Here is a 13,375-nt window from a genome sequence, read left to right as displayed (position 1 = left end):
TTCCTTGTCAGTTGGGGTGCTCGTCGACTGGCAGCCAGATCTCCACGCCGCCGTTGCCGGTGTGCTCATCAAAGCGGCTGTCGTAGCGTTCCAGGTCCGGTGCCTCGGCCAGGCTCAGGCCGGATCCTGGCAGGTAATGGTCCAGCAGCCAGAACCAGGTCGAGCGGATGGCCGAGATGTGCCCGCCGTGCCAGGCCACAAGATAGCGGCGCGCCGGCACGTCCATCCGTTGCCAGTGCGCCGGCACGGTCGGCAGCGCGTTGGCGGGCAGTGCGGCAATGTAATCGAAGCCGCCATCGTCATCACTGTTGCAGCACACGCCGAAGCTGATCGGCGCCGGCGTCGGCCATTCCCGATTGAGCTGCGCCCACTGCCCGGGTATCGCGCCGCCACTATCGCGGGTATGCCGCATGCCGATGCCCACTACCTGGAATGCGGGCGTGTCGAGCAGTCGTGGCGCTTCACCGCAGGGCGCCGGCGCATCGTCCACGCGGATCGCCTGTACCAGCGCCAGGCCATCGGTGCCCTGTTCGCGTACCCGCTCGGGTGTCTGCCCGAACTGCTCGCTGAAGGCACGGGTGAACGCGGCATGGGTGGAATAACCGGCCCCCAGCGCGACCTGCAGGATGTCACCGGCGCCGTTGGCCAGCCGCTGCGCAGCAGCGGTCAGGCGCCGTCCCCGCAGATAGCGCACCACCGAGGTGCCAGTGCGGGCCTGGAACAGGCGTGACAGATGGAACGGCGACAGCCCCGCTGCGGCGGCGATATCGGCCAGCGCCAATGGCTGGTCCGCATGGGTTTCGATGTACCACAACGCCTTGCCTGCCGCGCTCATCCTGCCGTTCCCGAATCCGATGCCAGGCACAGTAGCGGATCGGCAGGCGCGGCGTTTAGCAGTTCTTGCGCTGCCGGGGCTTCGCGTCTGCCCGCGTACCGGCAACAATGCGTGCTTCATGGACGTATTGGGGGGGCAGGGAGATGCGATCAACGACGTGGGATGCCAGGCCGGTGGAACCGATCCGATGATGGACTTGGTGGTTACACAGTGGCTGTTGCCCTGGCTGTTGACCCTCGCATTGCTACTGCTGATGTGGCGCTGCGCGCCGTACTGGAAGGGCAATGCCTGGGTATACCGCGCCGGCTTCGCGCTCCTGGCCGGGCTGCTGACACCGACGTTGATGCTGGCCGGTCACGGCGTTCTGCCGGTTCCGACCGTCGGAGGAGTGGTTACGGTGTTGCTGCGGTTGGAGTGGATCGGCGATCTGGACTTCAACCTCCTGGCGGTCGGCACCGACAACATCTGGTTCCTGTTCACACCGTTCCAGATGGTGTCCATTGGCATGCTGTTCTTTCCACTGCGGACGGCACGGCCGGCTCGTCTTGGCTTCGGCGGCAAGACCACGGACTAGCCCCCACGCCGCGAGGCGCCAATGCTCATCCACGCATGGCGTGGATCTACTACTCCGGCCTGGGTCGGCACATGCGGGACCTGCCAGTAGATCCACGCCATGCGTGGATGCCTTTCGCATTGATGCGCGACCCCGCATCAAGCTGTCGCACTGACGTCATGGCTCCTTCACAGATCGCGCCGAGACTGCGCGGCTTGTCCAGCCCTGTTGTTTCCGAACAGGTGCTGGCCCTGTCGCGTCCTCCCGGAGCCCTGCCGTGCATCGTTCGAAGCTTTCGCGTTCCATCCTCCTTGCCCTTTCCATGGCCAGCGCAGGAGGCGCGATCGCAGCGGAGGCCGATGCGGTCGATGCCAGCAGTGGCAGCCGCGCCGTGCCCACCCAGCTCGATGCGATGCTGGTCACCGGCACCCGGGCCTCCAACCGCACCCAGTTCGAAACGCTGGCGCCGGTGGATGTGTTCACCAAGGAAGACATCACGTCCGTTGAATCCACCGACCTGAAGGACGTGCTGGCGCAGCTGGTGCCGTCGTTCGTGGTGCAGCGCCTGCCGATGGCCGATGGCCAGGTGTTCGTGCGCCCGGCCACCCTGCGCGGGCTGTCGCCGGACCAGACCCTGGTGCTGGTCAACGGCCGCCGCTTCCACCGCAGTGCGCTGCTCGGCAACCGTGGCGCGCAGGCCGCCGACCTGGCGCAGATTCCGACCAGCGCGATCAAGCGCATCGAGGTGCTGCGTGATGGTGCCTCGGCGCAGTACGGCTCGGATGCCATCGCCGGCGTCATCAACATCATTCTCGAAGACGGCCCCGGCACCGAGATCACCGCCGGTTACTCGCAGTATGCGCAGGGCGATGGTGCCTCGCGCGACTTCAGTGCGCGCACCGGCTGGTCGCTGGGCGACTATGGCAGCCTGGTGCTGTTCGCTGAATCCTCCAATTCCGATGCCACCTCGCGCACCCGCCAGCGCCCGGATGCCATCGCGTTCCAGGCCGCACATCCCGAGCTGGTGGTACCCAACCCGGTGCAGCGCTGGGGCCAGCCGGAACTGGAAAGCCGCCGCGTCGGCTTCAACGTGAAGGCCAACGCCAGCGACACACTGGAGCTGTATGCGTTCGGCCTGTACAGCCACAGCGACGGCGTCAGCGATTTCAACTGGCGAAACCCGGATACCACCACCGGTGCCTACCGAACCACCACCATTTTCCCCGGCTGGAACCTGCGCTCGCTGTATCCGGTGGGCTTCAGCCCGCAGTACGGCAATGTCCAGAACGATCTGCAGCTGGTCGGCGGCCTGCGCGGCGAGATCACGCCCAAGCTGCGCTGGGATGTCAGCGCCTCGTATGGCCGCAACGCCATCGACTACAGCTTGAAGAATTCGATCAACGCCTCGCTGGGTCCCGCCAGCCCGACCGCGTTCGACCTCGGCCGCCTGACCCAGACCGAGAAGAACGCCAACGCCGACTTCAACTACGAGTGGGACGTGGCCGCGCTGTCCAAGCCGATCAACGTCGCCTTTGGTGGCGAGTTCCGCCAGGAAACCTACCAGGTCCGCGCCGGTGATCCGGCCTCGTACGCGGTGGGCCCGGGCGCGGCCGCGGGCCTGGAGGCCAATTCCAATGGCGCGCCGGGCTTCTCGGCCAGTCAGGCCGGGCAGTGGACCCAGCGCAGCAAGGCCGCCTACGTGGACATGGAAGTGCCGCTGGGCGAGCGCTGGAGCATTGGCGCGGCCAGCCGTTACGAAGACTTCTCCAGCTTCGGCAGCACGCTGGATGGCAAGCTGTCGGCGCGCTTTGCGATCACCCCGGACGTGGCCCTGCGCGGCACCGTGTCGACCGGCTTCCGCGCACCGACGCCGGCGCAGCTCAACACCACCAGCACCAGCCAGGGCCTGGACACGCGCACGCTGCAGATCTTCACCAGTGGCCGCCTGTCGCCGAACGATCCGCTGGCGCAGCTGCTTGGGGCCAAGCCGTTGAAGCCTGAAGAATCGCGCACCGCCTCGCTGGGCCTGACCTGGCGCACCGACCTCGGCCTGTCCGGCTCGGTGGACGTCTACCAGATCAAGCTCACCGATCGCTTCAGCCAGTCGGCCAGCTTCGCCATTCCGGCCGGTACGCCCAATCCACTGGGCTACACCTCGGTGAACTACTTCACCAACGACTTCGATACCACCACCACCGGCGTGGACGTGGTCGGCAACTACCTGCGCGATCTCGGCGCCGGCCGCATGACGCTGACCCTGGCCTACAACTACAACCGCACCCGCGTGGACAACGGCAGCACCTCGGTGGCCACCAACGAAACCCAGCGCGTGCTGTTCGAGGACCGCCTGCCCGAGCACAAGGGCAGTCTGACCGGCAGCTGGGACATCGGTGCCTGGTCGCTGATGGCGCGCATGCGCTACTACGGTGCCTGGACCGACTCCAGCGGCAACGCGGTGGGCGACATCTACCAGCGCTTCGGTGCGATGAGCTTCCTCGACCTGGCCGTGGGGTATCGCATCAACGAGCACCACAGCCTGCGCGTGGGTGCCGACAATGTGTTCGATCGCTACCCGGATGAGGCCACGTTCCAGGCCAGCCGTGGCCTGGTCTACTCGCGCAACGCGCCGTACGACACCGACGGTGCCAACCTGTACGCGCAATACCGGTTGACCTTCTGATGGACGCTCGTCGTCGTTCCCTGCTGCGCGCCGGTGCATTGCTGCCGGCCGCAGCGGTGCTGCCTTCACTGCCGGCCAGCGCCACTGCGCGTTACGCTTCGCCGATGGAGATTCCCGCGACGACCGTGGCGCCGGAAGTACTGGCCCGCGATGAAAACCATTGGGCCGCCGTGGCCAGCCACTTCGACATCACCGACGAAGTGAACCATCTGGAGAACGGCTACTGGGGCGCGATGGGGCGTGAGACGCTGGCCAGCTATCAGCGCCATACCGCCGAGGTGAACCGTGGCAATGCCTGGTATGGGCGCCGCACGTTTCCGGCGCAGTACATGGCGGTACAGCGGCAGGTGGCCGAGCTGCTGGGTGTGGGTGCGGATGAGATCGCACTGACGAGGGGGGCCACCGAGGCGATGCTGGCGTTGATTGGCGGCTACAACCGCCTGCAGCCCGGCGACCAGGTGCTGTATGCCGACATCGACTACGACAGCATGATCGGCGCGATGCGCTGGCTGCAGCAGCGTCGTGGCGTGCAGGTCGAGCGCATCGCGCTGCCATCGGTGCCCGACCACGCACAGATCGTGCAGGCCTACGAGACTGCATTCGCGCGATTGCCGCAGCTGAAGCTGGTGCTGTTGACCCAGGTCAGCCATCGCCACGGGCTGGTGCTGCCGGTGGCGGAGATTGCCGAGCGTGCACGTGTGCGTGGTATCGATGTGATCGTCGATGCCGCGCACGGGTTCGGCCAGATCGACTATGCGGTACCGCAGCTGAAGTCTGATTTCGTCGGCATCAACCTGCACAAGTGGATCGGCGCACCGGTCGGTGTCGGCGCGCTGTACGTGCGCAAGGGGCGCGTGGCGGACCTGGATCCCTACATGGGCGAGACCGACGATGGCCGTGTCGGCAGCCGCGTGCACACCGGCACGGTCAACTTCGCGGCATACCTGGCGCTGCCGGAAGCGATCGCATTGCACCAGCGCATCGGCGTGGCCAACAAGCAGGCGCGCCTGCGCTACCTGCGCGAGCGCTGGACGGTACCTGCGCGGCAGATGGCGCATATCGAAGTGCTGTCTTCGCCGGACCCGGCGCTGGCCAGTGCATTGGCCAGTTTCCGTCTGCGCGGCCACACCTCGGTGGAACAGAACCAGGCACTGCAGAAGCGCCTGTTGGATGAACATCGGATTCTCACCACGTATCGCGATGGCCTGGAATCGGGTGCCTGTGTACGGGTGACGCCGTCGGTGTTCACCCGGCCGGAGCAGATGGATGCGCTGGCGCGGGCCCTCTCTGCCTTGGCCTGACCCTGCGCTGGTAGGTGCCAACCAAGGTTGGCATCTACCGAAGCGGGTCCCGTAGATCCACGCCATGCGTGGATGCTCTTCGCCTACCGATCAATCGCCGGCAACGCATCCGACAACAGCAGCCGGTCAATCCGCCGCAACGCGCCTTCCAGCTGCCGGCGGTCCGCTGCCAGCCCCAGCGACAGCCGCACGCCGTTCTGATGCTGTACCCCGGGCGGGCAGAACGCCGATGACGGTGCGATCGCCAGCCCCTGCAGCTGCGCGGTACGCACCAGGGTGGCATCGGTCCACGGCGCCGGTATCCGGCACCAGGCATGCAGGCCCTCGGCACGCTGCAGCAGCGACGGTGCCAGCAGATAGCGCGCCATGCGCACGCGCTCGCGTGCTTCGCTGCGCACCTGCGCAAGCAACGATTGCGCCGAGCCATCCAGCAGCAGCTGGCTGGCCAGCGCCGACACCAGCGGATGGCCCATCAACCGTGTTGCCCGCAGCGCGGCTGTCATCGCTTCGGCGTGTGCGGCACTGGGGCAGTGCACGAACGCGGTGCGCAGGCCGGGGCTGATCACCTTCGACAGCGTTGCCACGTAGAACACATGGTGCGGCGCCAGTGTCGCCAGCGGTGTTGGCGCGTCCTCGGCAAGGTGCCAGTACGGATCATCCTCGATCGCCAGCAGGCCTTCGCGCTCCAGCACCTGCACCAGCGCCTCACGCCGCTGCAAGGGCAGTGTCAGGGCGGTCGGGTTCTGGCAGGTGGGGTTGAGATAGACCAGCCGCGCGCCGCTGTCGCGTGCCCGCCGCGCCAGCGCTTCAGGGCACATGCCGTGCTCGTCGCCGTCCACCGGCAGCAGCCGACGCCCCAGCGCCGCTGCGGCCTGCAGCAGCCCCGGATAGACCAGCGCATCGCACAGTATCGTATCGCCATCGCGGCCCTGGCTGACCAGGATCGCGGCCAGCGCCACCTGCGCGCCCTCGGTCAGCAGCAGGCAGTTGTCATCCACGGTGCCGAGCATCGGTTGCAGCCAGCGCGCCGCGGCATGGCGATCAGTGGGGTTGCCGCCACCCAGGTGATAGGTCATCAGGTTCGGTGCGTTGCTGCGCGCAAGCACGGCGGCGGCACCACGGCGCAGCGTCTCCGCCAGCGCGTCGGCATCAGGCACCGGCGGCACGTTCATGCTCAGGTCCACCACCTGGTCGAAGCCGGCCTTGGGCGGTGCGATGAAGCTGCCCTGCGGTCCGCGCGCTTCGATCAGGCCACGCTTGCGTGCTTCATCGAAGGCGCGGGTGACCGTGGTCAGGTCAATGCCCAGTTGCTGCGCCAACGCACGCTGCGAGGGCAGGCGCTGGCCGGGGGCGAGGCCACCGCGACGCACCGTGCGTTCCAGTGAGTTGACGATGCGCAGGTAGATCGGCCCGCTGTGCGCGAGCACGTCCTGCACCCACTCGCGCGCTGCGACATCCGGTCGCGGCATGTACGGAGCATGTCGGGGCGTATCGTTGCTTCCAACGGCGGGAGCCTGTCCATAACCATCGGTCGGTTCGGACAGGTGACCGCCGTTGTTGTTTGCGGCGGTCGCGCCACCCAGAGCCAGTGATGTCATTGCGCGTCCTCAGCGCTTGGCCTGCCACGGGCAGTAGCAGCCCACGGCAAGCAGTCCTTTGGGGCGCACGGTTTCACCGCGCACCAGTCTGTCCAGCAGCGGTTCGACGAAGCTGTTGGCCGAGTTGCAGACCATGCCGATGCTGTACGGCCCGGCGTAGGCCAGATGGCCCTGCCGGTCCCAGATCGCCACCGCAGGGCTGGCCGGGATGTGCTCGATGCCATCGATGGTCGGCAGGTTGATCACCTTGTTGCGCAGCGGCTCGGGCAGTTCGCCCTGCGTGCCAGGGCGGCGGATCGCGTAGAAGTCGATGCCGGCGCGGCGGTACATGCTGATCAGGTAGCTCAGGTGTGCACCGGTCTCCCGGTTGCAGACCGCACATGCCGGGTCCCAGAAATGCACCACGCGGATGCGGCCGGTATCACCGGCCAGATCGGCTGGCAGGCGCAGTTGCGAGTCGTCGAAGACGATGGCCTGTTCGGTGAACGTGGATTGCGCGCTGTAGCCGAAGTACTGCCACAGTGCAGCCGCCACGCCTGCCATGAACAGGCAGGCGAGGGCGATCATCGTCGGCAGCAGCCAGCGGCGGCGCGGCGCGGCTGCGCCCATCAGGAGTCTTCCCGGCCGAACTTGTGCACATATTGCTTGCGCATCTCGCGGCAGGAATCTGCCTGCGCGCGGCGCTGGATCTCGCTACGTGACGGATCCTCGCTGCGCTGCACGCATTGCTCGATGGCGTGGCGTTCGGCGGCCTGCACATCCACGGTCTGCGGCTGCAGGCAGACCCAGGCCAGTGCGGCCAGCATCAGCACCACAAAGCCACCGCACCCCGCCATCACCAGGTGGAACTTCAGTTTCTCGGCGCGCATCGATGCACGTTCCTTCATCCATACATTGCATACAAAATATCATCTTGTATGGATGGAGTGCCATCTACCCGGTTCAGACGATGGCGTTATGCCGGGCCTCGGGCGCTTCAGACAGGATCTCATTCAGCTTCGCCAGCGCTCCGGCCAGCGCGCCCTGGTCAACCGCGCCGCCCAGCGACAGGCGGATCGCGTTGCCCGGTGGCGGCTCCTCCACGCTGAAGGCGTCGGAGCTGGCGATGCCCAGCCCTTGTTCCTGGGCGGCCTGGATCAGCCGGTACTGGTCCAGCCGTGGCGGCAACGGCAGCCACACATGCAGGCCGGCCGGATGGGCCTGGGCACGGGCGGGCAGATACCGGGCGGCAATGGCCTGGCGCTCGCGCAGCTCCTGCTGGAAGCGCTGCACCATGTCCTGGGCCTGGCCACTGCGGATCCACTGCGAAGCCACCGCCACCATTGACTGGGTCGGCATCAGGGCGATCGCGCGCAGCGCGTCCAGCACCGGTTCCATCGGTTCGCCGGCCGGCACCACCAGGTAGGCGGTGCGCAGGCCCGGGGCCAGGCACTTGGACAGGGTGGAGATGTAGTAGACCGGGCAGCCGGCGTCGCGATGCGCGGCCAGCGGCGGCGCGGCGTCCCCGGCCAGCAACCAGTAGGGATCGTCTTCGATCACGGTCAGATCGTGGCGCTTGGCGACATCCAGCAGGGCCTGCCGGCGCTGCGCCGACATCGTTGCCGTGGTGGGGTTCTGGATGGTCGGCACCAGATACAGCAGGCGCGGGCGGCGCAGCTGGCAGGCTTCTTCCAGAGCTTCGGGCAGCATGCCTTCGGCGTCCATCGCCACCGGCACCACGCCCCGCTGCAGCACGCGCGCGGCGGCCAGCAGGCCCGGGTAGGTCAGCTGCTCGGCGGCGATCAGCTCGCCTGGCTGGGTGCGGGCCAGGATCAATGCGCACAGCGCGGTCTGCGCACCTGGGCAGATCACTACCTGGTCGGCGCCGACCGTACCCAGCATCGGTGCCAGCCACTGTACGGCGGCGGCGCGGTCCTCGCGGGTACCTGCGCCGACGTGGTAGCTCATCAGTTCGCCCTGGCCCAGCTGCTGGCCCACGTGCTGGAAACCGGCCTCCATGCCCTGCGCGAACGGCGCGCTGCCCAGCAGCGGCGGGATGTTCATGCTCAGGTCGACCGAGGTGCTGCGGTTGCCGGCCGACAGCGCGATGAAGGTGCCGCCGGCCCCCTGTGCATCCAGCAGCCCGGCCTGGCGCAGTTCGGCAAAGGCGCGGGTGACCGTGGTCAGGTCCACGCCCACCTGCTGGGCCAGGTCGCGCTGCGGCGGCAGGCGGTCGCCCGGGCGCAGCACGCCGTCATCCACTGCCTCGCGCACCTGCTGGGCAATCTGCAGGTACAGCGGGCCGGCGCCCTCGCGGAAGGGGCGGACCCAGGTGCGATTGGGGTGTTTCAGGCGGCGGCCGGCGGCAGGTGGCGTCATCGGTCAGATTTTTCCATACGTGCAGATGCACAAGTCCATACAATGCTGTATCTTGTATGGGCTTGATTGGAGTGGTTCGCCTGCTTGTAGGCGACCTCGTACCCACAGTGTAGCCGCTCCACGCCCGGGCGCTGCGCGCAGGCGAGCCGGTCAAGCGCGCTTCTTCAACAGGGTTGACCTCCAATGAATATCTGCTGGAACCGCATCCGCCTGGCGCTGGTCGCCCTGGCCTGCGTCGGCCTGTCGGGCTGTGACTGGGTGCTGCTGGATTCGAAGGGCATGGTCGGGCTCGCCCAGCGCGACCTGATCCTGATCTGCATCGGCCTGATGCTGATCGTGGTGATACCGGCCATCGTGCTGACCTTCGTGTTCGCGTGGCGCTACCGCGCCGGCAACACCAAAGCGAAATACACGCCGGACTGGTCGCACTCCACCAAGGTGGAAATCGTGGTCTGGGGCGTGCCGCTGATCATCATCGCGGTACTGGCGGTGATCGTGTGGAAGTCCACCCACGAGCTCGACCCGTACAAGCCGCTGGACGTGGCTGGCGAACCGCTGCACGTGGACGTGATCGCCACCGACTGGAAGTGGGTGTTCGTCTATCCGGACCTGGGCATCGCCACGGTCAACCAGCTCAACTTCCCGGCCAACCGCCCGCTGGCATTCAACATCACCTCCAACTCGACGATGAATACCTTCTTCATCCCGCAGCTGGGTGGGCAGATCTACGCGATGGCCGGCATGCGCACGCAGCTGCACCTGATCGCCAACGAGCCCGGCCAGTTCCGTGGCATGTCCGGCAACTACAGCGGGCATGGCTTCTCGAACATGAAGTTCATCGCCACCGCCAGCAGCAACGAAGACTTCGAGCGCTGGGTGGCCGAGGTGCGCAGCGCGCCGGACGCGCTCAGCTTCACGCAGTTCAAGGCGCTGGCCGCGCCGTCGAAGAACGCACCGGTGCAGCACTTCTCCAGTGTTGAACCACTGCTGTTCAAGAAGGTCATCGACCAGTTCATCGGCGTTGGTGAAAACACCGCTGCCGCCACCCCGGCGGGCGCTGCCGGCGGTGCCCAGGTTTCCCAGGAGTAACGAACATGTTGGGTAAATTGACGTGGGAGGCCGTGCCGCTGCACGAGCCGATCGTCGCGGTCACATTGGCGGCCATGGTGCTGGGTGGCCTCGCGCTGCTTGGCGCGGTGACGTACTTCAAGCTGTGGGGCCCGCTGTGGCGTGACTGGTTCACCACCGTGGACCACAAGAAGATCGGCATCATGTACGTGGTGGTGGCGCTGGTCATGCTGGTGCGCGGCTTCGCCGATGCACTGATGATGCGCGCGCAGCTGGCCGCGGCCGGCCCAGGCAGCGACGGATTCCTGCCGCCCGAGCACTACGACCAGATCTTCACCGCGCACGGCGTGATCATGATCTTCTTCGTGGCCACCCCGTTCGTGGTCGGCCTGATGAACATCATCGTGCCGCTGCAGATCGGCGCGCGCGACATGGCGTTCCCGTTCCTCAACGCCTTCAGCTTCTGGATCTTCGTGGTCGGTGCCGCGCTGATGATGATCTCGCTGGGCGTTGGCGAATTCGCCATGACCGGCTGGGTGGCTTATCCGCCGCTGTCGGGCATCGAGTTCAGTCCAGGCGTGGGTGTCGATTACTACATCTGGGCGTTGCAGGCCTCCGGCATCGGCACCTTGCTGACCGGCGTCAACCTGTTCATCACCATCCTGCGCATGCGTGCGCCGGGCATGACCCTGATGAAGATGCCGGTGTTCACCTGGACCGTGCTGGTCACCAGCGTGATCATCATCGCCGCCTTCCCGATCCTGACCGTGGCGCTGGGTGCGCTCACCCTGGACCGCTACCTGGACTTCAACTTCTACACCAACACGTTGGGTGGCAACCCGATGATGTACGTGAACCTGGTGTGGGCCTGGGGCCATCCGGAGGTGTACATCCTGGTGCTGCCGGCGTTCGGCATCTTCTCCGAAGTAACCGCCACGTTCGCGCGCAAGAAGCTGTTCGGCTACAAGTCGATGGTCGGCGCCACGCTGGCGATCGGCATCCTGTCGTTCATCGTCTGGCTGCACCACTTCTTCACCATGGGCTCCGGTGCCAGCGTCAATGCCTTCTTCGGCATCATGACGATGATCATCGCCATTCCCACAGGCGTGAAGATCTTCACCTGGCTGTTCACCATGTACGGCGGCCGCGTCGAGTTCAGCGTGCCGATGCTGTGGACCATTGCCTTCCTGGTCACCTTCACCATCGGTGGCATGACCGGCGTGCTGCTGGCCATCCCGGGCGCGGACTTCCTGCTGCACAACAGCCTGTTCCTGGTCGCGCACTTCCATAACACCATCATCGGCGGCGCGCTGTTCGGCTACCTGGCCGGCTTCGCCTACTGGTTCCCGAAGGTGTTCGGATTCACCCTCAACGAGCGCCTGGGCAAGTGGTCGTTCGCGTGCTGGGTGATCGGCTTCTACCTGGCCTTCATGCCGCTGTACATGCTGGGCTTCATGGGCATGACCCGCCGCATGAACCAGTACGACAACCCGGCGTGGACGCCGTACCTGATCGCCGCCTTCATCGGTGCGCTGTTCGTGTTCGCGGGCATCATCCTGATGCTGGTGCAGATCTACGTGAGCGTGCGCGACCGCAAGCGCAACCTGGACCTGACCGGCGACCCGTGGAACGCACGCACGCTGGAATGGGCCACGCCGTCGCCGCCGCCGTTCTACAACTTCGCCGTGGTGCCCAAGGCTGATGAGCTGGACGCCTTCCACGAAGCGAAAAAGCGTGGCCTGCCACCGCCGCCGAAGAAGTACGCGCCGATCCACATGCCGAAGAACACCGGCGTGCCGCTGATCCTCAACATCTGGATCCTGGTGCTGTGCTTCGCCCTGGTCTGGCACATCTGGTGGATGGCCGCGGCCAGCTTCATTGCGATGATCGTGACCCTGATCGTGCGGTCCTACGACGAGGACGTGGACTACTACGTCAGTTCCGAAGAGGTGGCGCGCACTGAAGCGGCCAACCTGGCCAAGCTGAAGGAGGTACGCGCATGAACCTGTTGACCCGCCCCGAGCTGGCCAGCGACACGCAGGCGCACGAGGACCACCACGAGCACGACCACAGCCACGAGCAGGGCGGCATGAAGGTGTTCGGCATGTGGGTCTACCTCATGTCCGACCTGGTGCTGTTCGGTTCGCTGTTCGCCTCGTATGCGGTGCTCAGCACCGCCTACGCCGGCGGCCCCACCGGCAAGGACCTGTTCTCGCTGCCGTTCGTGATGGCCGAGACCTTCCTGCTGCTGGTGTCCAGCATCACCTACGGCCAGGCCGTGCTGGCGATGCATCGTCACGATGCATCGGCGGTGCTGCGCTGGCTGGGCGTGACCTTCGTGCTCGGTGCCTCGTTCATCGGCATGGAGATCTACGAGTTCTCGCACCTGATCCACGAAGGTGCCGGCCCGAGCACCAGTGCCTACCTGTCGGCGTTCTTTGCCCTGGTTGCCACCCACGGCCTGCACGTAGCCAGTGGCCTGATCTGGATGGCCGTGGTGATGCACCAGGTCTACCGCCGTGGCCTGACCCCGACCAACATCACCCGCGTGTCATGCCTGAGCCTGTTCTGGCACTTCCTGGACCTGGTGTGGATCTGCGTCTTCACCTTCGTCTACCTGATCGGAGCCTTCTGACATGGCCCACGTCGAAACCTCGCGCGCCGGCAATGCGCACGGCTCCACCAAGTCCTACCTGATCGGCTTCGTGCTGTGCGCGCTGCTGACCGTGGTGCCGTTCGCGCTGGTGATGAACCCGGTGCTGTCGCGGCCGCTCACGCTGTTCCTGCTGGTCGGCTTCGCGGTGGCGCAGATCCTGGTGCAGCTGGTCTATTTCCTGCACATGGACCGCAAGTCCGAAGGTGGCTGGAACCTGGCCAGCTTCGTGTTCACCCTGGTGATCCTGTTCATCATCGTCGCGCTGTCTGTGTGGATCATCTGGAGCATGCACTACCACATGATGATCAACTGACCGTGGCCGGGGT

At 66.2% G+C, this 13,375-nt stretch carries 12 protein-coding genes; 7 read left to right on the top strand and 5 right to left on the bottom strand.

Going from position 1 to position 13,375, the window contains the following annotated elements; genetic code table 11:
- Nucleotides 1-7: 7 nt before the first annotated feature.
- Complete coding sequence (locus tag QRO91_RS00150) at nucleotides 8-835, bottom strand: AraC family transcriptional regulator (RefSeq protein ID WP_049431936.1); 828 nt, start codon at nucleotides 833-835, stop codon at nucleotides 8-10.
- Between QRO91_RS00150 and QRO91_RS00145 the strand changes: the two genes are divergently transcribed.
- The 3 genes from QRO91_RS00145 to QRO91_RS00135 all read left to right on the top strand — a co-directional run bounded on the left by QRO91_RS00145 (nucleotide 804) and on the right by QRO91_RS00135 (nucleotide 5,369).
- The gene (locus tag QRO91_RS00145; protein ID WP_285310175.1) at nucleotides 804-1,409 is read left to right on the top strand and encodes a hypothetical protein; all 606 of its coding nucleotides are present in this window, start codon (nucleotides 804-806) and stop codon (nucleotides 1,407-1,409) included. The genes QRO91_RS00150 and QRO91_RS00145 overlap by 32 nt on opposite strands.
- A 256-nt stretch (nucleotides 1,410-1,665) precedes the next feature.
- Complete coding sequence (locus QRO91_RS00140; protein WP_080355083.1) at nucleotides 1,666-4,068, top strand: TonB-dependent siderophore receptor; 2,403 nt, start codon at nucleotides 1,666-1,668, stop codon at nucleotides 4,066-4,068.
- The gene (locus QRO91_RS00135; RefSeq protein WP_197650195.1) at nucleotides 4,068-5,369 is read left to right on the top strand and encodes an aminotransferase class V-fold PLP-dependent enzyme; all 1,302 of its coding nucleotides are present in this window, start codon (nucleotides 4,068-4,070) and stop codon (nucleotides 5,367-5,369) included. The genes QRO91_RS00140 and QRO91_RS00135 overlap by 1 nt, the downstream gene beginning before the upstream one ends.
- 83 nt (nucleotides 5,370-5,452) lie before the next feature.
- Here the strand turns inward: QRO91_RS00135 and QRO91_RS00130 are convergent, their stop codons facing one another.
- The 4 genes from QRO91_RS00130 to QRO91_RS00115 are packed head-to-tail and all read right to left on the bottom strand — an operon-like array spanning nucleotide 5,453 to nucleotide 9,325.
- Nucleotides 5,453-6,967, bottom strand: coding sequence for a PLP-dependent aminotransferase family protein (locus tag QRO91_RS00130; protein WP_285310174.1), 1,515 nt, complete (start codon nucleotides 6,965-6,967; stop codon nucleotides 5,453-5,455).
- 9 nt (nucleotides 6,968-6,976) lie between these two features.
- Complete coding sequence (locus QRO91_RS00125; protein ID WP_032127099.1) at nucleotides 6,977-7,576, bottom strand: DUF6436 domain-containing protein; 600 nt, start codon at nucleotides 7,574-7,576, stop codon at nucleotides 6,977-6,979.
- The gene (locus tag QRO91_RS00120; RefSeq protein ID WP_238378652.1) at nucleotides 7,576-7,854 is read right to left on the bottom strand and encodes a hypothetical protein; all 279 of its coding nucleotides are present in this window, start codon (nucleotides 7,852-7,854) and stop codon (nucleotides 7,576-7,578) included. The genes QRO91_RS00125 and QRO91_RS00120 overlap by 1 nt, the downstream gene beginning before the upstream one ends.
- 55 nt (nucleotides 7,855-7,909) lie before the next feature.
- Nucleotides 7,910-9,325 carry a PLP-dependent aminotransferase family protein gene (locus tag QRO91_RS00115; RefSeq protein WP_197650197.1) on the bottom strand — a complete coding sequence of 472 codons (1,416 nt, stop codon included), beginning with the start codon at nucleotides 9,323-9,325 and terminating at the stop codon, nucleotides 7,910-7,912.
- Between the two features lie 183 nt (nucleotides 9,326-9,508).
- Here QRO91_RS00115 and cyoA point away from each other — a divergent pair, with 183 nt between their 5' ends.
- From cyoA to cyoD, 4 genes are read left to right on the top strand one after another with little or no spacing between them, the layout of a single operon-like run.
- On the top strand, nucleotides 9,509-10,414 hold the full coding sequence (gene cyoA, locus QRO91_RS00110) for a ubiquinol oxidase subunit II (RefSeq protein WP_010482114.1): 906 nt from the start codon (nucleotides 9,509-9,511) through the stop codon (nucleotides 10,412-10,414).
- Between the two features lie 5 nt (nucleotides 10,415-10,419).
- On the top strand, nucleotides 10,420-12,396 hold the full coding sequence (cyoB, locus tag QRO91_RS00105; protein WP_197619475.1) for a cytochrome o ubiquinol oxidase subunit I: 1,977 nt from the start codon (nucleotides 10,420-10,422) through the stop codon (nucleotides 12,394-12,396).
- Nucleotides 12,393-13,028, top strand: a complete 636-nt coding sequence (gene cyoC, locus QRO91_RS00100) for a cytochrome o ubiquinol oxidase subunit III (protein ID WP_197619477.1) — start codon at nucleotides 12,393-12,395, stop codon at nucleotides 13,026-13,028. Before cyoB ends, cyoC begins: the two co-directional genes overlap by 4 nt.
- 1 nt (nucleotide 13,029) lies before the next feature.
- Nucleotides 13,030-13,362: a cytochrome o ubiquinol oxidase subunit IV gene (cyoD, locus tag QRO91_RS00095; RefSeq protein ID WP_005411473.1), complete on the top strand. Its 333-nt coding sequence runs from the start codon at nucleotides 13,030-13,032 to the stop codon at nucleotides 13,360-13,362.
- Nucleotides 13,363-13,375 lie beyond the last annotated feature (13 nt).

Source organism: Stenotrophomonas maltophilia group sp. Smal32 (assembly GCF_030237085.1).
GTDB lineage: Bacteria > Pseudomonadota > Gammaproteobacteria > Xanthomonadales > Xanthomonadaceae > Stenotrophomonas > Stenotrophomonas maltophilia_Q.
The sequence above is the reverse complement of the archived record's forward strand: the minus strand, read 5'-3'. Positions and strand labels throughout refer to the sequence as shown.